A 23,733-nucleotide genomic window follows, 5' to 3' on the forward strand; every position below is an offset into this window, starting at 1 on the left:
TTGAAAGCCAATCTTGAAGACCACTGTTGAAGAACATGCTGGAAGCATAGAAACAAAGCAACCTAACGAAAAACACCGCCAACTTGGCGGTGTTTTGCGGTTTAAAACGTTTACTTAATAAGAGCCGTTAGTCGTCGCTTTCCTGCTGATAATTAGCCACGTTAGTCGGGCCTGTCTCACCGCTTTCCAATGTGGCCAGAATAGGCGCCGCTTGGTTCTGGAACGCAATAAGCGTATCGCCGCTTAAACTGGTATTTTCGGGTAGGGATACAGTCATCGCATTCACCGGTGAGTTGTTAACGATGACTTCGTAATGCAAGTGAGGGCCAGTGCTGCGGCCTGTGTTGCCTGACAACGCAATGCGCTCGCCCATTGTCACACGTTCACCTTGCTTAACTAGCGGGCGTGAAAGGTGTAAATAGCGCGTGCGGTAACCGTTGTCGTGACGGACGATGATGTAACGCCCTGCCGCATGGTGGTTGCTTACACGCTCGACGACCCCATTGGCGGGGGCCGTGACGGGCGTGCCGATGGGCATGGCAAAGTCGGTGCCATTATGCGGACTGATACGACCAGTGACCGGGTGTTTACGCCGTGGGTTAAAGTTGGAGCTCAAACGGTAGCTGCCTTCGAATGGATGACGTGCAAAGGCCGGGTCAAGGCTGCCACCCTCAGGGGTATAAAAATTATCATCAGTGGCATTGCGCACCACGGTTAAATCCATGCGCTCGCCGTCGTATTGAACCGCTAATACGCGCGAATCAAGAGTTTCCCCATCAATCATGTCCGACTCGACCAGTACCTGGAAGCGGTCACCGCGGCGGCTACCACGACGAAAATCGAGCTTTTTCTCAAGTAGCTTCGTCAGTTCCGTTACCGCACCACTGTTTAAACCTGTCGCCTGGGCCGAGCGTGCGAAACTACCGCTGACGCTACCTGCATAAAGGCGTTGAACGGGTTCACCCTGTCGTTCAATAGTGGTAATGGCAAACTGGTCTGCATCCCTTTCCAGTAATATGCCATCACGCGTATTTTTCATCATGCGCAGTGACAGTAAACGTCCATCTTCACCCAGTTGGTAATCAAAGCTGTGCCCGGCGCGCCAGTGTGTGAGCATGCGTTGATCGGGTAAATCTTCAAGCAGGGTCATTACTTCGCTGTAGCCGAGGCCTAATTCGTTTTGTGCTAACACGGCGAAGGTTTCACCGGATTCCACAATGTGCGTTTCCCATTCAGGTACAAACGGCTCTTCTGCTGCCAGCTCTAAGTCCAAAAATGAGATATCACCAAATAGTTCAGCGCCGTAATCCTCATAAGAAGTAGCATCGGCAATTTCAACCGAAGAAGCACTATCTGCATCCAGCATGCCGCTGGTCAGTGTGCCCAGCACAATCGCCATATGCAGTGCGCCATCATCAAGCTCGGTGATGCCCAGCGCTGCCGTATTAAGTGCAGGCGTAGCTTCAAGCGCAGGGGCATCAAGTGAGGCGGCATTAAGCACTGTTACATCATCATCCAGGGCAGCTTGGGACGCTATATCGGCGTCAGCGGTGGCGATGACATCAAGATCAATGATCTCGGACGCTGTTAGTTCACTGAGAGGGATATTGTCGCGGGTGGCGTCGATGGCGCGAGAGGCGCGGTCGATCGCTTCAGCCACCGGGGTGCGCTCTTGACGCAAAGAAGGTACGCCCGGTGTTGAATCACTTGGAAGCGGTACCAGCACGCTTTCAAGTGGTGTGTGTGGTTGGTTTAAATCTTGGTATGTTGTCAGCAACTTTTGTGCGCCCAGCACAGTAACCATAGTGGCCACAGGTAACAGTAATAATTTGTGCGTGCGGGGCAGCGAATGGAGGATTCGCAACATGGGTAAATAGACCGCCGAGTTCGTGATTAAAAGTAACTATTAAGCGCATAAACCCGGAAACCTTACCCCATGAGGACAAGGGTGCATAGACTGTACATCTATACATAAAGCATAATTAAAGAAAAATAAGGCAAATAAAAGCCGATATTACTATTTATAAACACCGTTTGCTAACAAATGTAACGAACAAGGCCGGATAATTAAATAACCTGAATTAACATAGACGAAAATTAAGTTTATTAAAGTTAAAATATAACTAAGGTTCAGAATTTAGTTTCTTTTCAGTCGCTAGCTACATTTTTAACCAACGCCAATTGGCTACTCGCAAGCATTTTAAAAGCATTGGCAGAACTGATGCTCATTTCCTGGCATTCTAGTCATGTTTTTTTCGAACATTAAGCGCATTATTTCGCTGTATTGCGTTGAGGAAATCGAAATGTCACGGGTAACACTTTCACAATGGCAAATGCTAGCCGCCGTGGTTGACCATGGTGGGTTTGCGCGTGCGGCTGAAGCCGTACATAAAAGTCCCTCTACGTTGAACCACGCTGTGCATAAATTGGAAGAGCAGCTAGGGGTCCAAGTGCTGGAGCCCGTTGGCCGCCAAGTACGTTTGACCGAAGCGGGTGAGTTGCTGCTTCGGCGTGCACGCCAGTTAATTGAGAGCGCAGCCTCGCTTGAGGATGTGGCTACTCGCCTTGCCGCTGGATTAGAAGCAGAAGTGGTGGTGGCAATCGACCAGGTTTTTCCTGCAGCTGCGCAAGCCAAAGCGCTGGAGCGCTTCTCTGAAACGTACCCTCAAGTACGCGTTCAGTTGCACGAAAGTGTTCTCAATGGAGGCATTGAGATGCTTTACGATGGCCGCGCAGACCTAGTGGTCTCTGGCATTGAGGCGCAGGGTTTCTTAGGTGAGCCGCTGGTAACGGTACGTTTTGTGGCGGTAGCGCATCCTCGGCATGCCCTGCATCAGTTGGGTCGTTCATTGGATTTACGCGACTTGGCTCAGCACCGGCAGTTGGTTGTGCGTGACTCAGCCCTGCGGCAATCGACAAACGCAGGCTGGTTAAAAGCCGAACAACGCTGGACCGTTACTCATCTAAATACGTCACTTGATATGCTGCGACGTGGTTTGGGCTTTGCTTGGATGCCCGAAACGCGTATTGGCGAAGAGTTAAAAAACGGCCAATTAAAGGCATTGCCGCTGCCTGCAGGCGGTATCCGTGAAGTGCCTATTCAAATGATCTTTCGTGATCGAGACCGCGCAGGGCCTGCGGCCCATGCGATGGCTGAAGCGCTAAAAAAAGCCGTCGTTAGCGAGTGTGCACTGCATGATTCGATTCACTCGAATGAAAGGGCGTAAAACATCCGCTTGAGCCTCCACACTGCGGGCGTATGCTGGAAATATTAAGCAATAACCAGCACACCATAAGACTTTTCAGGAGACGCCCCATGGGACTGCTTGTAAATGGCCAATGGCAAGACCAGTGGTATGACACCAAAAAGCACGGCGGCGAGTTCGTGCGGGAATCAGCCCAGTTACGCGACTGGGTCGGCACTCAGCCGGAGACAAACGGTGATTGCTACCCCGCAGAGAAAGACCGCTACCATTTATATGTCTCGCTAGCCTGCCCTTGGGCGCACCGCACATTGATAATGCGTAAGCTCAAAGGGCTGGAGCCGCTGGTGGGCACGTCTCATGTCAGCCCGTTGATGCTCGACCAAGGCTGGACCTATCGTGAGGATGAAGGTTCCAGCGGTGACCCGATTAACGGCGCGGAATTTCACCATCAGCTTTATACCAAGACCGACCCACACTATACCGGTCGAGTCACAGTACCTGTGCTATGGGATAAGCAACGCAGTGCCATTGTTAATAATGAGTCTGCTGATCTACTGCGTATGCTTAATCATGCGTTCGACGAGCTCACCGGCAACGATTTGGACTTTTACCCCGATGATCTTCGCAGCGTGATTGATGAAATCAACGCCGATGTGTACGACCATATCAATAACGGGGTTTATAAAACCGGCTTTGCCACAGAGCAAGCCGTCTATGAGAAGCATATGAAAGCGCTGTTTGATGCGCTGGATCGGGTGGAAGCGCGCTTAAGCGAGCAGCGATATTTAGCAGGGGAGTGGCTGACTGAGGCAGATATTCGTCTGTTTACAACGCTGATTCGGTTTGACGCAGTTTATTATGGTCATTTCAAGTGCAATTTTAAGCGTATTGAAGATTATCCCAATCTGTCTAATTACGTCAGAGAGCTCTACCAGTGGCCCGGCATTGCTGAAACGGTCAATATGGATCACATCAAACGCCACTATTATTATAGCCACGATACGATTAACCCAACCCGTATTGTCCCTGCTGGCCCGCTGCTCGACTTTCAGCGCCCTCACGATCGGGAGCGTTTGCCAGGTAAAGGCGTACGGCGTAAATAGACAGCACATGGTTAGATAGCCATTCGCTATAGTGTCACCATCAAAAAGGGCCGTCTCTGTGAGCGGCCCTTTTCCATACCTAAGATATCGGTACGTTAGATTTATCTATTAGCACAGCCAAAATAAGACTGCGAAAAACGTTTGCCCTAGTTAAGCGTTATTAGCTGTTATCGTCGACATCGATAGCTTCACGAGTGCGTTGCCAAGCGCTTTCCGCACCTTCTTGGGTCGTTTGCCAAGCATCACGAGCATTGGCCTTGGTCTGTTCCCACCAATCATTATTATAGGCAGGCAAAGCTTCTATTTCTTCCTGGCTGGCTTCGACCATAATGCGATGTTCAGTATCGCCATCGTCTTCGGTATCCGTTTCGAGAGTGAAGTAATCGGTATCCACTACGATCTCACGCCCACCTAAGCCAAGCACGTCACCGCTTTCGATGACAATCGCGCTAATACGCATCTCTTCGTCAAACAAGATGTCATCGACTTCACCGATCTCATCACCGGAGCCGCCAGCAAAGTAGACTTCAGCGTCAAGAATGTCATCAGCAGAGTACATGCCTTGCGGTTCATTAGACGCATGGGCACCCATTGCAAAGCTACCTAGTAGGGTGGCACTAATCGCGGTTGTCAGAATTGTCTTACGCATAGCATCTCTCCATGTGGCTACGATAAATAGTAAAAAATGGCTTGATAGCTATTACTGACGATCAGCCCAATCATCGGCTTGACGTTCGGCTTCCTCGCGTTCAAAACCATACTTCTGCTGCAGCTTACCCACTAACTGATCTTTTTTACCACCGATCTGATCCAGTTCATCGTCGGAAAGCTCACCCCAGCTAGCGCGGGCTTTGCCTTTCATTTCTGTCCATTTACCTTCGATTTGATCCCAGTTCATTGCATCACTCCTTGAGATTCGTGAACTTGATTAGGCACCTCTTAGGTTAGACCATATGTGTATGAGTGCAAGTCCCTGATTCAGTATGGTGCAAGTTAAAAAGGCTGGTCAGGAGCAAAATACGATGTTAGGATGCGCGCTCCTCGCATGTGTTGACCCCTCCATCACGACGATAAGCGTTTATCTGTAATAGTTATTAATAAGCACTACTACATATTAATAGTTATTAGCAGTGTCGCTTGCGGGAACATCTCGCCAATTGCTAGATGTTCATTGCTGTGAAGATGGCGCGCCTCCAGTATTTCACCACACGGGTGAAATCGGCGCAGAAGGTCGCCACAACGGTTGGCCCGCTAAGGCGGTGCTTGCCAACCGGATGCTAGGTGCGACCGGCGTCTCCGACTCCATTGATGGCTTTGACCGCTTCGGCGGTGCCTGTTTTCGATAACGACCACATTCATGTCGTTTGGCGATAACAGAGTCAGAGACGCTCACGATGTTTTTTTGCCGGTACTTACCGGCCTACCAAGGTGTGATTAATGACCTCGACTTCTGTCGCCTCGCCGAGCTTCGGCGATCTGGCCCTTTTGCCTGCCGTTCTGTCTGCTGTTGAATCCCAGGGCTACCTCGTTCCCTCGCCGATTCAAGCACAAACCATCCCCGCGCTGCTTGAAGGCCGCGATATGCTGGGCCAGGCCCAGACGGGTACCGGCAAAACCGCAGCGTTTGCATTACCGTTACTGTCACGTTTAGAACTGACTCGCCGCGAACCGCAAGTGCTAGTAATGGCGCCGACCCGCGAGCTAGCTCAGCAAGTAGCTGCCTCGTTTAGCAAGTATGGCCAAAACCTCAAAGGTCTCGAAGTAGCGACCCTTTGTGGCGGCCAAGAGTACCGTGAACAGCTTGGCGCCCTTAAGCGTGGCGCACAAGTGGTTGTGGGTACCCCCGGTCGTATTATCGACCACCTGGATCGCGGTAGCCTCAAGCTTGATGGCCTCTCTGCGCTAGTGCTGGACGAAGCCGACGAAATGCTGCGCATGGGCTTTATCGACGACGTAAAACGCGTGGTTGCCGATACCCCGAAAGATGCTCAGCGCGTGTTCTTCTCGGCCACGTTGCCGGCTGAAATTGAACGCATTGTTAACCGCTACTTGGTTAACCCTGTGAAAGTCGCCATTGAATCTAGTACCACGACCGGCGAAAACATTGAGCAGCGCATTGTTCGTGTTGATGGCGGTGCTAAGCTCGAAGCCCTATCCCGTATTCTTGAAGTTGAACCGGTCGATGGTGCCATCGTCTTTGTACGTACACGTGCGGCCTGTACCACGCTAGTTGAGCAGTTGACTGCCCGTGGTGTTAACGCTGCTGGCCTGTCGGGTGATCTCGACCAAAGCTTGCGTGAGCGTACCATTACGCGCTTGAAGCGTGGCAAAGTCGACGTGCTGATCGCCACGGATGTGGCAGCTCGTGGTCTTGACGTGTCGCGTATCACCCACGTCATTAATTACGACCTGCCCCAAGATGCGGAAGCCTACACGCACCGTATCGGCCGTACTGGTCGTGCTGGTCGCAGTGGTATTGCCATCACCTTTGCTGGCTTCCGTGAAGGCCGCAAAGTCGGCTGGATGGAGCAGGCAACCGGTCAGAAGATGACCGAAATGGCGCTGCCTGACGAAGCCGCTATTCGTGCCCATCGTGATGAAGTCTTTCATCAGCGTGTCACTGCCTCCTTAACCAAGGGTGCAGAAGAGCAACGCGCGCTGATTGAACGTCTGATCGAAGAAGGCCACGACCCGATCGAGCTAACCTGTGCGTTTGCTGCGATGGCGCGCGCTGATGAAGCACCGATTGGTCGCTTACAGGCACCGCGTAAAGAGAAGCCCTCGCGTGATGGCGCTCCTGCCGGTAAGCCGGGTGCACGCCGTGAACGCACTAGCGGTCCGACTGAAGGTATGACGCGCTACCGCGTTTCCGTCGGTCATAAAGATGGCGTCAAGCCGGGCCAGTTAGTCGGTGCTCTCGCCAATGAAGGTGGCATCGAAGGCGCACGTATCGGCCGTATCGATATCCGCAACGCTTTCTCTGTCGTGGAACTGCCGAGCGGCTTGCCCTCGACGATTCTGACCAAGATGGCCCGTGCCCGTGTGGCCGGTCGTCCGCTGGAAATCAGCGAAGACAGCGCACCGGCTGAACGCGCACCGCGCCGTCGTCGTGATGAAGGCGATGCGCCGGTTCGTCGTCGCGAACGCGCCTAAGCTTTCATCAACGTAAGGATTAATCAGCTACCGCTTAGCGGCAACTGAGCATCCCGATCGCCCCCGCACCTTCACTGGTGCGGGGGCGTTTTTTTGCTACCTTATGCACCAATCATTAGAGTGATTGTTCTTCAGAAAGGTCTTCAGGGAGGATGATATGTCAGCATCGCTACATGAATGGAACCTTGCGCCTAGAGAGGCGATGGCGCTGCAATCGCAGTTAGCGACGCAGCTAGAAATGTCCGACCGCCTGGCCCCGGTAACGCATATTGCCGGGGTGGATATCGGTTTTGAAGATGGCGGCGAAACGACCCGGGCGGCCGTGGTGGTGCTGAAATGGGACCCTGCCACTGCACCAGAGTTAAGCGTGGTTGAGCAAGTGGTTAACCGTGAGCCCACCCGTATGCCCTATATTCCCGGCTTGCTATCGTTTCGTGAAATCCCCGCGGCGCTGGGCGCGTTCGAAAAACTCAGCGTTTTGCCCGAACTGGTGATGGTTGATGGCCAAGGGATTGCGCACCCGCGTCGGCTAGGGGTGGCGGCTCACTTGGGGCTATGGCTGGATTTGCCCACTATTGGCATTGCTAAATCACGTCTGTATGGCAAACACGCTGAGGTAGGTGAGCAGCGCGGCGATTGGACGCCACTTTATGCGGGAAAAGAGACGATTGGGGCCGTGTTGCGCTCGCGTGCGAAGGTCAAGCCGGTGTTCGTATCACCCGGTCACCGTATCACGCTGGAGACGTCACTTACGTGGGTGATGCAGTGTTTAGGACGTACCAAGCTGCCGGAACCAACAAGGCTTGCCGATCGCTTAGCGTCGCGGCGAGACCAGCGCAAGTGATGGCGTAAAAAAGTGTGATGGAAACGGTTATACAAAGGCTAAAAAACGCCGCAGTAGGCTTGAGGCTTCACTGCAGTCAATAACGTTCGCCAGCAGAGTGTCGGGCTCTTCGCCCTGGTCGAGCAGTGCCGCCTGTTGACGTTTCAGGTAGGCGCACATCACGTGGGCGGTGAACTCAGGATGAAACTGCACGCTCCACTGGCGGGGGCCATAGCGCAGCGCTTGATGGGCGTCATGGCTGTTATGCGCCAGCACGGTGTTTCCCTGAGGCGCCTGCATGACTGATTGCGCATGAGTGAGATGAGCTGCAAATCGTTCGGGGAGTTGGCTAAACAGCGGATCTTGCTGGCCCGCTTGCGTCAACCGCACTGTATGAGTGCCGGACTCGCGGCCCGCAGGGTGGTAGTCGCTAACACCGCCAAACGAGTCGGCCATTAGCTGGTGGCCATAGCAAACGCCTAACATAGGCGTATTGTTGGCTAGTGCTGCTTTTAGCCACGGCTTAAGCGCTTCGCTCCAGGGTTCGGCATCACTGACCATGCTGTGCGAGCCAGTGATGAGAATACCTGCCAAGCCATCAAGCGCCGGTGCAGTGGGGTTTCGTTGAGCATCCCACACCTGCAGGTCTAAGTGTGCTGGCAGGGCAGTGCTAAGCTGCTTTTCAAATAACGTTTCAAAATCACCATATTGGTCAACAACTTCTGGATACGCATCGCCAGTTTTAACGATCAATACACAGGCCATATCACTCCCTCGGTGAAATGAAACACAAACGTTGAGCTGAGACTTTCGCGTCGAGTCCGCAATGTGATGTCTCCAAAACAATGTCTTCAAAACGATGAAGATAGCCTACCATGGCTTCTCAGGCGTTAAGAACGCATTAATGATTAATGTAATAAGGAGTAGGCAATGCAACAGATTACCCGTGCAGGCGAACCACTGGATGTTGCTGGCACACTGCCCAGTGCCGGGCAAGCAGCGCCCGCGATGACGCTAACTAATACCGAACTGCAGGATGTCACGCTCGATACGTATGCAGGCAAGCGTAAAGTATTCAATATTATTCCCAGTGTGGATACGCCCACCTGCGCCATGTCGACTCGGCGATTCAATGAATTGGCGTCAAAACTGGCGGACACAGTGGTCTTAGTTGTCTCTGCGGACTTACCTTTCGCCGCTAAACGCTTTTGTGGCGCAGAAGGGCTGGATAATGTTGAAACACTGTCTACTTTCCGTCATCCAGAGTTTCGTGAAACCTGGGGCGTGGCATTGTGCAATAACCCGATGGAGGGGCTGTGTGCCCGTGCGGTAGTGGTGTTGGATGCCGATAATCGCGTGCTGCACAGTGAGCTAGTGAGCGAGTTGAAAAACGAGCCCGACTACGATGCTGCCTTGGCGGCATTAAACTAGCGCCTCTCGTTAAACAGAGCGTAAGGTTAAGCACGCCGCCTAGCGTGGCGTTTTGATGCCGTCACCAGGGCGCGAATTAAGCGCTGCTGGGGGCGGTTGAAAACCAGCCACTCGGGGTGCCACTGCACGCCAATCAGAAAATCGTGTTCGCGTGATTCTATGCCTTGCACCAAACCATCCCGGTCGCGAGCGACAATCTCAATTCCTTTACCCGCTTCATGCACGGCTTGGTGGTGAAGGCTGTTAACGCGGCACCACGTTACGCCTAGCAAGCGGTGCAGCTTACTTGCTCCGACGATATCGACGGTTTTGCGCGGCAGTACCGTGCGTCGCCGTTTTAAACCTTCATGGGTGGTATAAATATCGGGATCCAGGGTGCCGCCTAGATGAACGTTGATGAGTTGCGCTCCCCGACAAATGCCCAGCACTGGCGTATGCAGCGGAATAAAGCGTTCGAGCAGCGCGAGCTCCAGCTCATCGCGGGCGGGGTCAAGGCGTACATCCAACTGAACCTCCCCACCGTATAGGTGGGCCTGAATATCGTCACCGCCGCCAATGATCAATCCATCCAGGTGTTCAGGACGCGGACGAGAAGGCGATAAACGCAGCGGCTTGCCACCATGTCGCCAGACGGCAAACCAATCAAACCACCACGCTAAGTGGCTTTTTTGGTCAGAGGTAGTAATTCCGATTAGTGGCCGAGTCATGCGGGTGGTTGCTCACTGTTGCAAAAAAAATGAAATGGGAAAAATTAGTGCTTACGCCTCAGCCAGCGCCCCAGCTTGTCTTTAACCCGAGTTAGCAGGGGGCGGTTATGATCAGCGATATATTCAGCACAGCGAGCGAGTAAGACGTCAGTGTTAGCGGCAAGTTTCTCGACTTCCACCCAGCGATTCCACTCGATCGTCGAGCCCCAACCAGGCTGAGAAAGCTGGGCATTGGGTAAGCGATAGTGAAAAGTGGGCCGGGGCTTAGTGAGCTGGGTATGCAACAATTCATGACGATGGTCGGGACGCAGATAGGCAAAAAGCGGCAGCATGTCGAGCTCGCGATTGCGTGTGGGGTTGTAGTGCAGATAGTCGTCAATCAAGGTGTCAAGATCAGGCGCGTAGCGGCTATCGAGTACTTTTAACGCGTAGGCTTTGTGAAATGGGTTGGCGTGGGGCAGCATCTCGCGGGTAATATCGACTTTAATTTCATCGCGCAGCCAGCCCGCAAGCAGTAAGTAGGCACGCAGCATGGCGAGCAAATAGTCAGCGTCAAAACTCTCTACTTCAGGGTTTAGATGCAACCCAAAGCCATACATCAAGCTGGCATCGGTCCCCTTGGCGCCGTGCTCACGTAGGGCTTCAAACAGTGCATCCAAATCTTCCAGTTCATTCCAGGGCACCGGTGGGCAAACGATTTCGGTAGGCACTAAGCCGATGACCATATCGCCAATTAATTCACGAGTTTTTTGGTGGAATTCGATGCGCCGCTGATGCTGATGGCGTGCCCACTCGCTGTCTTCTGCATGAGGATCGTCGAGCAGGGATTTATCGGGATGGGCATACTGAGTGTCAAGTTCAATGCCAAATTCGCCCCAGCGGGTATTTTCTACTAGTAGCCGATGAGGGCTTACCACGTTAAGCTCCCCGCCAAACAGTTCGCGTACCAGCATTGCCGTGTCGCGGGGAGGTAGGCCAGCAAATTCAATTTCGACGCCTACTTGCCGGATTTTTCCGTGACTGTTTAAGCGGTTAGGTGGAGCTTGCAGCGTCATCTCGGCATCCTTGAGGTGAACGTTTAAGTATCCAGCCTATCATAGTCACGCAATGAGACTGAGCGTATTACCCTGTTCAGTAAACCATAAGGCCGGCAGACGATAAGCAGGGCGCCATCTAAGCTAATTTTCAGGAGTAAGGCGTGCGACAGCACTGGTTGATTAACTCGCTAATAGGCGTTGCCTTGTTTGTATTGGCAAGCCTAGTAATGACAAGCATGACGATAACGCAGGCCCAGGCGCAAACCGTATCGCTACCCAGTTTGGGCGGCGGTTCTGAGGAGGAAACTGCCGAAGTCAGCGGAGAAGAGTTTCAGGCGTCGTTGAATGATGTCATTACCATGCTTGAAAACGAGGAGCGGCGCACCGAGCTGCTTAAATCGCTGCGTGAATTGCAAGTGACAGCCGACGCTGCCAGTGAGGATGAGGGCGTAGTGCGGCAGGGGCTATTGGGGGCACTCGCCGATACGTTAAGCGACCTTGGCGACCAGGCTCAAGCAGGCGATTCGCCGGTTGATCAGTGGGCGCGCCAACTCGTACAGGGGGCTGAGGATTTACGGGCGCTAAACGATGATGCCGACCAGGGCGAGGCGATACGAGCGGTTGTCGAGGGAGCCATATTGGCCTTGATTTGGGGCGTGCTGTTGGTGGTAATGATTGCCATTGGGCGGATGGTGGCTACACGCCGAGAATGGCCGCTGGATTTGCCTCGGGATCCCAAAGCCTGGCTAATGGCGGTGCATTTTTTACGCCGAATGCTGCCTTGGGCGTTGTCGTTTGCTATTACGCTTGGGATTGGCCAAGTACTACCTGATAGCCCTGGGCGTACCTTAGTGCTGGTAGTTGCCTATATCTGCCTGTGTGGTCGGGCGCTTTCGGTGGTATTTGAAACGGTCATCGCCTTCTTTAGCCGCGGCCATCGGTTTACGGCAGTTCAATTGCTTCAACAGCGTGCCCTGCGTGGCATGTTTGTGATTGGTGCTTTGATTGCGCTTGGCGATGCGGTCAACTCCACTCGCTTGGTTGAACTGCTTGGTAGCGAACTTTCAAGCTTGGTCTCGGTTCTCTCCAATATGCTGGCAGCGCTGCTGGCAGCGCGGTTTATTATTAAATTCAAACGCCCCGTGCGTCATTTGATTTGTAACCGACCCTTCAAGCAGCGCCGTGATGCCAGTACTGCCGTCGAAATGATTCGCTCGCTGGGTGGGTTATGGCACATACCCGCGCTGCTTCTGGTCAGTGGTTCACTGCTGGCCATTTTTATCACGGTGGGCGATGTGGGCACCGCACTGGCGCGCTCGATTATATCCGCCAGCCTGCTGGTGCTTACGCTGGTGGTGACTGGGCTACTGCGCCGTCAGGCGGAACGGATTGGCAAGCGCCGTCACCGTCATCGCCAGAGTCAATATCGCAAACGCTTAGAGCGCTTCGGCTTTGTCCTCGCGCATATTTTCGCATGGATGGTGTTTGCTGAGCTCTCGATGCAGGTGTGGGGCAGTTCGTTCTTTGGCCTTGGTCAGCAAGCCGTGGCCAGTGCCCGCATTGGGCAAGCGCTGTTCAGCCTGGGCGCCACCGTGCTATTGGCCTGGCTGGTGTGGATCTTTGCTGACACGGCTATCCAGCGTGCATTGATGTCATCAGCGCGTTCACGGGGGCGGCGGGTCAATCAAGCCCGGGCACAAACCATCACCCCCATGATTCGCAATGTCATCTTCGTGACTATTTTAATTATTGCCGTCATCGCCGGGTTGGCTAATTTGGGTGTCAACGTGACGCCGCTGCTAGCCGGTGCCGGTGTGATCGGTTTGGCGATTGGTTTTGGTGCCCAAACGTTAGTGCAGGATTTAATTACCGGCATCTTTATTTTGATCGAGGACTCGCTGGCGGTCGATGACTTTGTGCAGATCAATAACCATATGGGGACTGTCGAAGGGCTGACGCTGCGCACCGTACGTCTTCGCGACTTGGATGGGATCGTGCACATCATCACGTTTAGCCGCATTGAATCGATTCACAACATGTCGCGTCAGTTCGGTATTGCACTGATGCGTATCCGTATTCCATTTGATATGAAAATCGACGACGCGATTACGCTGATGCAGGAGACCGCGCAGGAGTTGCGTCGCGACCCGATGATGCGCCACTACATCTGGTCGCCGTTGGAAATGCAGGGGGTTCAGGGGTTTGAAGATGGCTGTCCTATCCTGCGTATGCGTTTTCGCACGGCACCAGAGATGCAGTGGGATGTATCCAGGGCGTTTAATCTGCTACTCAAGCAGCGTATGGAAGCACAAGAGATTGACCTGGGCGTACCGCGCCTCAGCATCAGTATGGAGTCGCGCTCGGAAGATCGCATGGAGGCCACCGCAGGCACTTCATTCTCGCTTGACGATGACGCGCCAGCCAGCGATCAGAGGGCTTCAGATGCGGAGCAAGAATCGGACACAGACGACCACAAAAGACCCACACCGCCAAAGCCTGCACCGCGCCCGACAAAAGCAGAAATTCGTCGCGACGAGCAAGAGCGAAAGTATGATAAGACGGCTGATCGAGCGGCGTCACACCGGCAAAAGCCCCCAGCACAAGGCAAGCCCCAGGCAGGCACCTATGCCAGCACCGGCGGTGAACACGGCGATGAATAGCCACGGCCCGCGTAAGCGACGCCAACGGTTATACAGCGAGACTGCGTGGCTAACGCGATCTACCAGTTCATCATGGCGCGAAATGGCATGATCGGGCGGTAGTGAAAAGTCGTTTGCCACGTCACCCTGCCAGTGTGCGCTGTGGCTGAGCCCTAGCCGCGCTCGTAGCCTGCCAATATCGCTCACGGTATCGTGAAGCGTATCGTAGGCTTCGCGGCGTTCGGCAACGGAAAAAACCGTCTCGGCATCTTGGCGCAGCGCGCTATGCTGGCAGTTAGCGACGGCTCGTTTGATCTCTTGGTCGTTGGCCTCAGGGGAAACCGCGAGGCGCTGGTACAAATCGCGCATAGGGGGCTATCGTTTCTCTTATAGCTTTATTCTCAAGGACCAGCACAAAACGCCTAGCATTGCATGGCCTTAGTAAGTTTGCATTAAGTAATCGTAGGCGTTTTTGATACGCTGGAAACGCGCGGAAGCCAGAGCGACCTGATGTTCGCTTTCGGAGTAGAAGCGGTCTGGATGGTGGAGCTGCGCCATTCGCCGATAGGCATGACGAACCTCAATACGGCTAGCGCCGGGGGTAAGCCCCAGTACCGAAAGCGCCCGGGTAGTGCGGTCGGGTGGTGGTGGCGCGGTACGCTGCTGGTGGGAATGGTTATTGCGTTGCTCTTGTTGACGATACTCTTGTTGGCGATAGTCTTGCTGGTGGGAGCCTTGTCGGTGCGAGTCTTGCTGACGAGAGCGCTGTTGTTCCCGTTCGGTTCGCTCGCGCTGTCGCTGGCGTTCCTGCTGGCGAGCTTGCTCTTGCTGGCGCTGCTGTTCTTGTTCCTGCGCTTGGCGGGCCTCCTCTTGGCGGCGTTGCTTTTCCTGCTGTTTTTGCTGCTTCTGTTGGTGGCGTTGCTCTTTCTGCCGTTGCTGCTGTTCTGCCCGAGCGTTGGTCTGTTGTTGTTTCTGCTCAGCCGCCTCGGCCTCACGTACTTTGCGGGCATGATAATCGGGGTCGTGAACTTGCCAATAGGCATCACGGCTGGGATCTTCGGGAGTCACCAATGGAATGCCCGTCAGCTCCTTAAACAGAATATTTAAGGTCATCGGGGCGACGCTTAGCAAGTCCGCTAAAAAGCGCAAAATATAATGGTTGGCCAATGACAGCTCGCCGTCATCGGTAGCGACAGTAATGGCTTGATGAATAATGCTCTGGCTGCGCTCTGTGCCACACTCTTTGCGGACTACCTCTGCGGCTAACTGGATGGCTTGGAGGTCTTGGCTATGGGCAATACTCATGACCGGGCCTAGCTCATGCCCGTGGCGAAACTGCGCAGTTACCTGGGCCAAGCGACGTCGTCGCTGGCCTTCCGAGACGTGTTGGCGGTGCACCAGCACCCAGCCCAGCAGCAGCAGAGTTGCCGTATCCACTTGGCTGCGGCTCTTTAATAGCAGCAGCTCAAAGGGTGAAAAACGGGCAATGGACATTTCCTAGCTCCACAGATAAAGAGGTGAACAGTGGGCGTGATCTGGCAACAGTTTTCCGGGCAGCGCCATGAACATTTCAGCCATGGTATATCATCATGTTAGTGAAGGGAGTAGGAGATTGGTGAGTTGATCAACGTTGATCGTAAAAACAGCTTTCAGTTGCGCCTTACCCGACGGCTCAAGGAAGAAACATCGCATAACCTCGACGTCTACCTTTTTGTGCCTGGTGAGCTGGGATTAAGCACCCAACTGATCTCAGAAGAGGCTTTTTATCATGCCGCCATCCATGTCTCACGCACCTACTACAGTGACGAATATCTTCTACCATTGGTACATAGTCGTCTTGCCAGCCGTAACCGACTCGGTAGCGATTCGTATCGTTTGAGTTTGAGCCTATACGCTTACCAATACGTGGAGGCGATGGAGCGCACCACTCAAACGATGCTAGTTAGTGCCAATAAATTACGCCATGCCCGTCAAGAACTGCGGGAAGAAAACAGTGAGATACAAGAAAGTGCCGTTGCCTTATGCGATCAACTGCATGAAATGATTGATCTGAGTGACGGAATCCTCAAACGGCTGCGACGTAACCAACCTGATGATGAAAGCTTCAAAAAGTACTTTGCCAATATTGATAACTACCTTTCCTGGTTTACCGAACAGCAACTGCTAGCGCTGGTTGCCCATATGCCCCGTGGCGGTGAATTTACCGATATTCGCAGACGTTTTATCAGCGTGTGCCACCGGGAAGATGAGCACCGCAGCGAACAGAAGTATAACGCCGAAAGGGTAAGGGCCGACCCCACGCGAATGTCGAACAAAATGCGCCTGCTGCGTCGCTTGATCGAGTACCCCATCACTTTGAAGCAGCAGTCTCTTGAGCTTGGCAGTGGCGAACAGAGAGCGGTTAAAGCATTAGCCACCGCGGTGGTAATGGGGTTTGTGACATTGGGTGTGTTGCAATTGCGTAGTGCGCTAGGGGACCTTTCTGCCTTGTTTGTATTGGCCATGGCGTTACTCTATGCCATGCGTGAAGTGTTTAAGGATGATTTGCGCAATACGCTTTGGCGCTGGCTACGTAAAGGCCGCCCCAAATGGCGCCGCCAGTACTTGGACCCCACGCAAAATGCCGTGGTAGGTCGCCAACTGGAGTGGTTTGATTACAAACGATTTGCCTCGCTGGATAACGCTATTAAGCAGATGCGTCGGCGTAAGGTGGCCCAACGTGAAGAGGTGGTGTTGCATTACCGTTCAAGTTCCCGCATGTCGCCCACACGCTTTTTAAGCGGCTACGAGCATACCCGCGAAACGCTAAATCTGGATATCTCCATGCTGGCGCGGCTAATGAGCAAAGGCAAACATCACATCTATCGCCTTAAAGATGGACAGGCGGTGCGCGAGGGCGTCGAGCGTCGCCACCTGTTCAATCTTGTCATACGTGAAACAGGCAGTGAAGACACACCCTATCTCGCACGCTGGAAAGTCGTGGTGAGTCGATCAGGCATTGTGGACGTTGAGAAAGTTGAAGATAACAGTGTCGCTAAAGAGAACACTTAAGCAAGCGGACCAATAAACTGCGCTAGATCAAAGCAGTCTCAATGCGTTCTTCAAGATAGCTCGGCAACGTAGGCAAGTTGTAGGCAGCGAACTAAACTCAAAGTACGCAGGGCAACCTGCCTATGCGTTTCAGTCTTTAGGCCAGTCTTTAGGGGAGATACCTTAACGATCAGTTTTCAGGATTTGTCTTAAGTGCTTGTCTCAAAGGCTGGGCACCAGGAGAAGAACCATGCAAGCTATCGATATCATGACACCCAAAGTGGTAAGTGTTGGGCCCGATGCTGAAGTACGTGACATTGCGCAGCTGCTGCTCAAGCACCGAATTAGCGCCGTCCCCGTGGTGGATGGCGAGCAACGGGTGATCGGGATCGTCAGTGAAGGCGATTTAATGCGCCGGGTAAAAGATGACAGTGACCATGGTCACTCATGGTGGTTATCGTTGTTTGCTGGTGGTAAAGATGCAGGCGACTATGTCAAGACGCATGGTCGTAAAGCCCATGAAGTGATGACGCCAGACCCACTGACCGTAGAAGAGAACGCACCGCTGCATAGCATTGCTCGAATGCTGGAAAAGCACCATATCAAACGTGTGCCCGTCGTGCGTGAAGGCAAGTTGGTAGGGATCGTCAGCCGCGCTAACTTGCTGCAAGGGATTGCCAATGCGGCGGTGGCGCCGACGCAATCTCCAACCGATGATCGACAAATTCGTGAAGCCATTCTAAACGAAGTCGAGCACAACACCGGTGCAAACACTGAAAACATTAGTTTAATTGTGGACGGTGGAGTTGTGGAAATTTGGGGACTGGTCGAATCGCTTGAGCAGAAGCAGGCGGTGACAGTGGCCGCTGAAAACGTGGCAGGGGTTACCCGCGTGGAAAATCATCTAGGTATGATGCCGCGGGGCGTAGGCTATATGTAACCGTAATGAAAATTTAAAATGCCCGCTATTAAATAGCGGGCATTTTGCTTCTTGGATGACTGCCTTATTACACCGCTGCCTTCCTATACGACTGCCTGAATCGCCTGCTCTAGGTTATCCACGCTGCGCTCTGTGTGATGTAGCTTATCTAAACCAAACAGGCCGACCCGGAAGGTTTGGAAGTTATCGCCTTCATCGCACATCAGCGGTACGCCGCCAGCTACCTGTACACCCGCCTGGGCAAGTTTGCCTACTAAGCCGCTATCGTCGCTGTAGCAGACCACCACACCTGGGGCCTCAAAGCCTTCCGCCGCCACGCTGACAAAACCGTGGCGCTTGAGCATGGCACGGACTTCACGGCCAATCGCTTGCTGCTCTTCTTTTACCCTGGCAAAGCCGTAGGCGCGGGTTTCCTGCATGATATCCCGTAGCTGCCGTAAAGCGTCCGTGGGCATGGTGGCGTGATAAGCGTGCCCGCCGTTTTCATAAGCCTGCATAATGCTGTGCCACTTGCCCAGGTCGCAGGCAAAGCTATTGCTCTGGGTCTCGCTCAAACGCTGCGTGGCGCGCTCTGAAAGCATGACCATGGCGCAGCAGGGCGAGCCGCTCCAGCCTTTTTGCGGCGCACTCACGACTACATCAATGCCCAGCGCCTGCATATCCACCCAAAGGGTGCCTGCCGCAATGGCGTCTAACACGAACAGGCCGCCTACCTCGTGAGTGGCCTCGGCGAGTGCTTGAATATACGCGTCCGGAAGCAACAGTCCAGCCGAGGTTTCTACCTGCGGGGCGAATACCACCGCTGGTTTTTCGCGACGAATCTGCGCGACGGCTTCATCGATGGGCACTGGCTGAAATGGCGAGCGCGAGTCATCGGCGTTAAGACGCCGCGCTTTAAGCACCGTGTGCTGATCGGTTAAACGGCCCATCTCAATAATTTGCGTCCAGCGGTAGCTGAACCAGCCGTTGCGAATCACCAGGGTTTTCTGATCAACGGCAAACTGACGCGCCACTGCTTCCATGCCAAAGGTACCACTGCCTGGCACGATGACCGCTGCGTGGGCGTTATACACCTCTTTCAGCGTGGCCGATATATCGCGCATCACACCTTGAAACTGCTGTGACATATGGTTCAGCGAGCGGTCGGTGTAGACCACTGAGTATTCAAGCAAGCCGTCGGGGTCGACGTTGGGCAGTAAACCAGCCATGGCGTTCTCCAAATTAAGTGCTGTGCTCTCATCGGCACACTTCATCAAAGGCATACGGTGGCTATTAAGAGTACGAGCAAAAAATGCACAAAACCAGCCCGCGTGGGGGCTGGTTTTAATTGCCAAGCAGGCTGGATTAACGTGGCGGTAACTGCTCGGGCCCAAAGGCGTCGGGCAGCAGTGTTTGCATGGTGTAGGTTTTCATCAATTCGCCACTACCTGAAAGCACCTGGATTTGGGTTTCTGGCGTCGCAAACTCACGAATTCGCTGGCGGCAGTCGCCGCAGGGTGTGCAGAGGTGATCGCCAGGGCCCATCACGTAGACCGTCGCCAGTTGGCGCTGCCCGGCAGTGATCATGGCGGAAATGGCTGAGGCCTCGGCGCAGAGGCCTTTGTAGTGCGCCACCTCCACGTTGGTGCCCGCAAACTGCTGACCATCGGGGGTCACCATCACTGACGCCACCGGGTGTGCTGAGTAGGGCACATAGGCGTTAGCTCGCGCGCTGAATAACTTCTGAACGATCTCTTCAGATACTTGATCCATCATTTTTCCTTTGGCTACTTCAACGTGCTCTTTTCAACGTTCTCGCTTTAACGTTCTAGGCGCGGGCAGCGTCGTCGCGCAATACGGTGTCGAGTGCAATCAGCATCATGTCGTCGAAGGTGGTTTGGCGATCGGCGCTGGAAAGCGAGTCGCCTTTCAGGATGTGATCCGACACGGTGCAGATGGTCATGGCGCGGGCGCCAAATTCGGCGGCGACGCCGTAAAGGCCAGCAGCTTCCATCTCGACGCCGACAATGCCGTAACGCTTGAGCATTTCAGCCATCTCGGTTTGCGGGTTGTAGAACAAATCCGCTGAGAAGATGTTGCCCACTTTGACCGGCACGTTTTTGGCCTTGGCGGCGGCAACGGCGTGCTGGGTAAGCTCAAAATCTGCAATGGCGGCGAAGTCGTGGTCGTTAAAGCGCATGCGATTGACTTTGGAGTCAGTGCTGGCGCCCATGCCAATCACCACATCGCGCACGTTGACGTCGTCGCGTACCGCGCCGCACGAACCCACACGAATCAGCGATTTAACGCCGTAGTCGGTGATCAGCTCTTTGGCGTAGATGGAAACCGACGGAATCCCCATGCCGTGGCCCATGACGGAAATCTCGCGGCCTTGATAGGTGCCGGTATAACCGAACATATTGCGCACATCGTTGACCTGACGAACGTTCTCCAGATAAGTGTCGGCGATGTATTTGGCGCGCAGCGGATCGCCGGGCATCAGTACGGTATCAGCGAAATCGCCCATCTCGGCATTAATATGCGGTGTAGCCATCAAAGGTCTCCTTTAAGCGGCGCTAGCCTTTAAGCAGCGACGGGTAGAAAGCTTTTGCCATCGGCCATGGCCGAGAGCAGGAAAAAGTCGGCCAGGGTTTGGCCAATATCGGCAAAGGTGCCGCGCTCGCCCAGCGGGCCGGGGGTAAAGCCGGGGCCGTGAACCAGAATCGGGATGTACTCGCGGGTGTGCTCGGTGCCGTGCCAGCTGGGGTCGCAGCCGTGGTCAGCCGTCAGAATCAGCAGGTCATCTTCGCTGAGTGCCGCCAGCAGCTTAGGCAACTTGGCATCGAAATCTTCCAGTGCCGCGGCGTAGCCCGGTATGTCTCGACGGTGACCGTAAACCGAGTCGAAATCGACAAAGTTGGTCATGATCATGGCGCGCTCGCCGGTGTCGCGGTCGCGGGTTCTTTCAATCTCGTTAAGTGTGGCTTCCATCAGCGCGTCGTGGCCGCTGGCCTTTACCTTGTGGGTAATGCCGCAGTGGGCGTAGATGTCGGCAATTTTACCAATCGAAACCACTTCGCCACCGGCATCGGCGAGCTTTTGCAGCACGGTGGATGAGGGCGGCTCGACGCTGTAATCGCGGCGGTTGCCGGTGCGGGCGAAGGTGCTGCTGTCTTCACCGATAAACGGGCGCGCAATGACTCGGCCGATGTTGTAAGGCGCCAGCAGCTCACGGACGGTTTCGCACAGCGTATAAAGCCGTTCCAGGCCGAAATACTCTTCATGGGCGGCAATCTGGAAAACCGAGTCCGCCGAGGTATAAACGATCGGCTTGCCCGTGGCTATGTGCTCTTCACCCAGGCGGGCGATGATCTCGGTGCCGGAAGCGTGGCAGTTGCCAATCACGCCTGTTAAATCGGCTTCCTGCACAATGGCGTCGAGCAGCTCCAGCGGGAAACTATCGGTTTTATCCAGAAAGTAACCCCAGTCAAAGCGTACCGGGACACCAGCGATTTCCCAGTGGCCGGAGGGGGTGTCTTTGCCGCTGGAAATTTCCTTGGCGTGGGCGTAAGCGCCTTCCAGATCGTCCGGCAGTGCGACGCCTTCGGCTACGCTGCCCGTGGCATCGCGGTGGGCATGAAACAGCCCCAGCTTGGCCATGTTGGGCAGCTTGAGCGGGCCTGAGCGGTTGGCGTTATCGGCTTCGCCGCGTGCGCAGGCGGCGGCGATATGGCCCAGGGTATCCGCACCCTCATCGCCGAATGTCGCGGCATCTGGGGCGGCGCCAATCCCAAACGAATCGAGTACCAATAAAATCGCGCGGCTCATAAGGCTTCTCCACGGAAAGTGTCTTGTAGCAAGGTGTCAGCGCTAGCAGCACCTTCACCAAGCGTGAATGCTGCACGTAGCTGTTCGGCGGCGCGCTCGGCAGCGGCTTCACTGCGGGCGTGAACCATGGCGATGGGGCGCTGGCTATCCACGCTTTCGCCAATTTCGACGATGTCGGTAAAGCCGACGCTGTGATCGACGCTGGCGTCGTTACGCAGGCGGCCACCGCCCAGTTCTACCACGCTCATACCTACGGCGCGGGTATCGATGCGTTGTACGATCCCCGATTGCTCGGCATAAACCGGTTTGATTACCTCAGCCTTGGCCAGGTAGTGCTCTGAGCGCTCCATAAAGTCGCTGGGGCCACCCAGTTCGCGCACCATACGGGCGAACACTTCGGCCGCTGCGCCGGAGGTTAACGCTTTTTCAAGCTGCGTCAGCGCGTCTTCACGCGAGCCTGCGAGTTTGCCCGCCATTAGCATTTCCACCGCCAGCTCGCGGGTGACTTGCATCACGCGGCTGTTGGGCCGGTCGCCGCGCAGCAGCGCCAGCGTCTCGACGATTTCCACGGCATTACCGGCGCAGGGCGCTAGCGGCTGGCTCATGTCGGTTAGCAAGGCAGTCGTGGGCGTGCCCGCTTGGGTGGCCACATTGGCGACACTTTTGGCAAGCTCCTGGGATTTTTCCGGCGTCGGCATAAAGGCGCCGCTGCCGACTTTAACGTCCATCACCAGCGCATCCAGGCCAGAGGCTAGCTTCTTACCCAGGATGGAGGCGGTAATCAGCGGAATCGATTCCACGGTGGCGGTCACATCACGCACGCCGTAGATGCGCTTGTCGGCAGGTGCCAAATCACCGGTTTGGCCGATAATCGCAACGCCGGTGGATTTGACCACGTCACGAAAGCGCTCAGGGGCGGGGTAGGGGTCGTAGCCGGGGATCGATTCGAGTTTATCCAGGGTACCACCGGTATGACCTAAGCCGCGCCCGGAGATCATGGGTACAAAGGCGCCGCAAGCGGCGACCCATGGGCCGAGTACCAGCGAAACCAAGTCACCGACGCCGCCGGTAGAGTGCTTATCGACAATCGGGCCGGGCAGGTTGAGATCGCTCCACTGCATTACGTGGCCAGAGTCGCGGGTAGCGGTGGTCAGCGCGACCACTTCTTCACGGCTCATGCCGTTAAGAAATACCGCCATGGTGAAGGCGCCAATCTGGGCATCGCTGATGCGGTCATCGGCAATGCCTTGCACAAAACCTTTGATTTCATCGAAAGGCAATGGCTGACCGTCACGCTTTAGGCGAATCAGCTCCTGGGGGAGCAGCGCGTGTTGGGTTGTATTGGCAGACATTAGTAACCTCCTTGGCCTTGGGGTGCCGCGTTGGTGTTGCCGCTCAGCGTCGCTAGTAGGTTGCCCAGCAGGCTGGAAGCGCCAAAGCGGAAGTGCGCAGGCGTCACCCAGCCTGGGCCCATAATATTGTTGGCCAGGGCCAGATATTCCGCTGCGTCTTCAGCGGTTTTAACGCCACCTGCCGCTTTAAAGCCAACGTCTTTGCCACTGGCCTTGATCGCTTTGAGCATAATCTCAGCGGCTTCCAGCGTTGCGTTAACGGCTACTTTACCGGTCGACGTTTTAATAAAATCAGCGCCACCTTCAATGGCAAGTTCGCTGGCGCGTTTGATCAGCGCAGGCTCTTTGAGTTCGCCGGATTCAATAATCACTTTGAGCAGTGCCTGACCAGCGCAAGCCGCTTTGCACATCTCAACCAGTTCCAGGCCGGTTTCTTCGTCGCCCGCCATCAGGGCGCGGTAGGGGAAAACGACATCGACTTCATGGGCGCGAGTTATAGTCAAAT

General features: G+C 54.6%; 22 protein-coding genes and 1 pseudogene. 9 read left to right on the top strand and 14 right to left on the bottom strand.

Features of this window, described 5'->3' with window-relative positions:
- Positions 1-127: 127 nt before the first annotated feature.
- Positions 128-1,867, bottom strand: a complete 1,740-nt coding sequence (locus ACW44H_RS04085) for a peptidoglycan DD-metalloendopeptidase family protein (protein ID WP_457507112.1) — start codon at positions 1,865-1,867, stop codon at positions 128-130.
- A gap of 436 nt (positions 1,868-2,303) precedes the next feature.
- Between ACW44H_RS04085 and ACW44H_RS04090 the strand changes: the two genes are divergently transcribed.
- Both ACW44H_RS04090 and ACW44H_RS04095 read left to right on the top strand, forming a co-directional pair.
- Complete coding sequence (locus ACW44H_RS04090) at positions 2,304-3,227, top strand: LysR family transcriptional regulator (RefSeq protein ID WP_113268910.1); 924 nt, start codon at positions 2,304-2,306, stop codon at positions 3,225-3,227.
- A gap of 89 nt (positions 3,228-3,316) precedes the next feature.
- Entirely contained in the window at positions 3,317-4,309 is a 993-nt protein-coding gene (locus ACW44H_RS04095) for a glutathione S-transferase family protein (RefSeq protein WP_457507114.1), read from the top strand.
- A gap of 160 nt (positions 4,310-4,469) precedes the next feature.
- Here ACW44H_RS04095 and ACW44H_RS04100 read toward each other — a convergent pair whose 3' ends face one another.
- Together ACW44H_RS04100 and ACW44H_RS04105 are read right to left on the bottom strand one after the other, a co-directional pair.
- Positions 4,470-4,958, bottom strand: a complete 489-nt coding sequence (locus tag ACW44H_RS04100) for a PRC-barrel domain-containing protein (RefSeq protein WP_167408773.1) — start codon at positions 4,956-4,958, stop codon at positions 4,470-4,472.
- A gap of 51 nt (positions 4,959-5,009) precedes the next feature.
- On the bottom strand, positions 5,010-5,207 hold the full coding sequence (locus tag ACW44H_RS04105; protein WP_113268840.1) for a CsbD family protein: 198 nt from the start codon (positions 5,205-5,207) through the stop codon (positions 5,010-5,012).
- A gap of 259 nt (positions 5,208-5,466) precedes the next feature.
- Here ACW44H_RS04105 and ACW44H_RS04110 point away from each other — a divergent pair, with 259 nt between their 5' ends.
- The 3 genes from ACW44H_RS04110 (at position 5,467) to nfi (ending at position 8,306) form a co-directional block, all read left to right on the top strand.
- On the top strand, positions 5,467-5,655 hold the full coding sequence (locus tag ACW44H_RS04110; protein ID WP_113268841.1) for a hypothetical protein: 189 nt from the start codon (positions 5,467-5,469) through the stop codon (positions 5,653-5,655).
- A gap of 91 nt (positions 5,656-5,746) precedes the next feature.
- Complete coding sequence (locus tag ACW44H_RS04115) at positions 5,747-7,462, top strand: DEAD/DEAH box helicase (protein ID WP_113268842.1); 1,716 nt, start codon at positions 5,747-5,749, stop codon at positions 7,460-7,462.
- Between the two features lie 157 nt (positions 7,463-7,619).
- Complete coding sequence (gene nfi / locus ACW44H_RS04120; RefSeq protein ID WP_113268843.1) at positions 7,620-8,306, top strand: deoxyribonuclease V; 687 nt, start codon at positions 7,620-7,622, stop codon at positions 8,304-8,306.
- Between the two features lie 27 nt (positions 8,307-8,333).
- Here the strand turns inward: nfi and ACW44H_RS04125 are convergent, their stop codons facing one another.
- Positions 8,334-9,050, bottom strand: a complete 717-nt coding sequence (locus tag ACW44H_RS04125; RefSeq protein ID WP_457507117.1) for a glutamine amidotransferase — start codon at positions 9,048-9,050, stop codon at positions 8,334-8,336.
- Between the two features lie 165 nt (positions 9,051-9,215).
- Here ACW44H_RS04125 and tpx point away from each other — a divergent pair, with 165 nt between their 5' ends.
- The gene (gene tpx, locus ACW44H_RS04130; RefSeq protein ID WP_457507119.1) at positions 9,216-9,716 is read left to right on the top strand and encodes a thiol peroxidase; all 501 of its coding nucleotides are present in this window, start codon (positions 9,216-9,218) and stop codon (positions 9,714-9,716) included.
- A gap of 26 nt (positions 9,717-9,742) precedes the next feature.
- Here tpx and ACW44H_RS04135 read toward each other — a convergent pair whose 3' ends face one another.
- Positions 9,743-10,423 carry a gamma-glutamyl-gamma-aminobutyrate hydrolase family protein gene (locus tag ACW44H_RS04135; protein WP_457507121.1) on the bottom strand — a complete coding sequence of 227 codons (681 nt, stop codon included), beginning with the start codon at positions 10,421-10,423 and terminating at the stop codon, positions 9,743-9,745.
- A 44-nt stretch (positions 10,424-10,467) separates the two neighbouring features.
- Entirely contained in the window at positions 10,468-11,478 is a 1,011-nt protein-coding gene (locus ACW44H_RS04140; protein WP_457507123.1) for an amidoligase family protein, read from the bottom strand.
- 143 nt (positions 11,479-11,621) lie between these two features.
- Between ACW44H_RS04140 and ACW44H_RS04145 the strand changes: the two genes are divergently transcribed.
- Entirely contained in the window at positions 11,622-14,120 is a 2,499-nt protein-coding gene (locus ACW44H_RS04145) for a mechanosensitive ion channel domain-containing protein (protein ID WP_457507124.1), read from the top strand.
- On the opposite strand, the gene ACW44H_RS04150 is transcribed toward ACW44H_RS04145, so the two are convergent.
- Together ACW44H_RS04150 and ACW44H_RS04155 are read right to left on the bottom strand one after the other, a co-directional pair.
- Positions 14,037-14,468, bottom strand: a complete 432-nt coding sequence (locus ACW44H_RS04150) for a hypothetical protein (protein ID WP_457507126.1) — start codon at positions 14,466-14,468, stop codon at positions 14,037-14,039. The two genes, ACW44H_RS04145 and ACW44H_RS04150, sit on opposite strands and share 84 nt — an antisense overlap.
- Before the next feature lie 69 nt (positions 14,469-14,537).
- Entirely contained in the window at positions 14,538-15,593 is a 1,056-nt protein-coding gene (locus tag ACW44H_RS04155) for a J domain-containing protein (RefSeq protein ID WP_457507127.1), read from the bottom strand.
- A gap of 126 nt (positions 15,594-15,719) precedes the next feature.
- Between ACW44H_RS04155 and ACW44H_RS04160 the strand changes: the two genes are divergently transcribed.
- Positions 15,720-17,150 (top strand): hypothetical protein, encoded by a 1,431-nt coding sequence (locus ACW44H_RS04160; RefSeq protein WP_457507129.1) that lies wholly within the window; start codon positions 15,720-15,722, stop codon positions 17,148-17,150.
- Positions 17,151-17,379: 229 nt separating this feature from the next.
- Entirely contained in the window at positions 17,380-18,069 is a 690-nt protein-coding gene (locus tag ACW44H_RS04165) for a CBS domain-containing protein (protein ID WP_457507131.1), read from the top strand.
- 83 nt (positions 18,070-18,152) lie between these two features.
- Here ACW44H_RS04165 and ACW44H_RS04170 read toward each other — a convergent pair whose 3' ends face one another.
- The 6 genes and pseudogenes from ACW44H_RS04170 to deoC form a co-directional block, all read right to left on the bottom strand.
- Positions 18,153-19,277 (bottom strand): aminotransferase class V-fold PLP-dependent enzyme, encoded by a 1,125-nt coding sequence (locus ACW44H_RS04170; protein ID WP_457507133.1) that lies wholly within the window; start codon positions 19,275-19,277, stop codon positions 18,153-18,155.
- Positions 19,278-19,413: 136 nt separating this feature from the next.
- The gene (gene cdd / locus ACW44H_RS04175; protein WP_457507134.1) at positions 19,414-19,821 is read right to left on the bottom strand and encodes a cytidine deaminase; all 408 of its coding nucleotides are present in this window, start codon (positions 19,819-19,821) and stop codon (positions 19,414-19,416) included.
- 55 nt (positions 19,822-19,876) lie between these two features.
- Positions 19,877-20,602 carry a purine-nucleoside phosphorylase gene (deoD, locus tag ACW44H_RS04180; protein WP_290827690.1) on the bottom strand — a complete coding sequence of 242 codons (726 nt, stop codon included), beginning with the start codon at positions 20,600-20,602 and terminating at the stop codon, positions 19,877-19,879.
- 29 nt (positions 20,603-20,631) lie between these two features.
- Positions 20,632-21,876: a phosphopentomutase gene (locus tag ACW44H_RS04185; RefSeq protein WP_457507136.1), complete on the bottom strand. Its 1,245-nt coding sequence runs from the start codon at positions 21,874-21,876 to the stop codon at positions 20,632-20,634.
- A complete protein-coding gene (gene deoA / locus ACW44H_RS04190; RefSeq protein ID WP_457507138.1) occupies positions 21,873-23,228 on the bottom strand; it encodes a thymidine phosphorylase in 1,356 nt (451 codons plus the stop codon). Before deoA ends, ACW44H_RS04185 begins: the two co-directional genes overlap by 4 nt.
- Positions 23,228-23,719 (bottom strand): annotated as a pseudogene (gene deoC, locus ACW44H_RS04195) (deoxyribose-phosphate aldolase); the annotation flags it as partial. The pseudogene deoC and the gene deoA, both read right to left, overlap by 1 nt.
- Positions 23,720-23,733 lie beyond the last annotated feature (14 nt).

It is taken from the genome of Vreelandella sulfidaeris Esulfide1 (assembly GCF_054072535.1).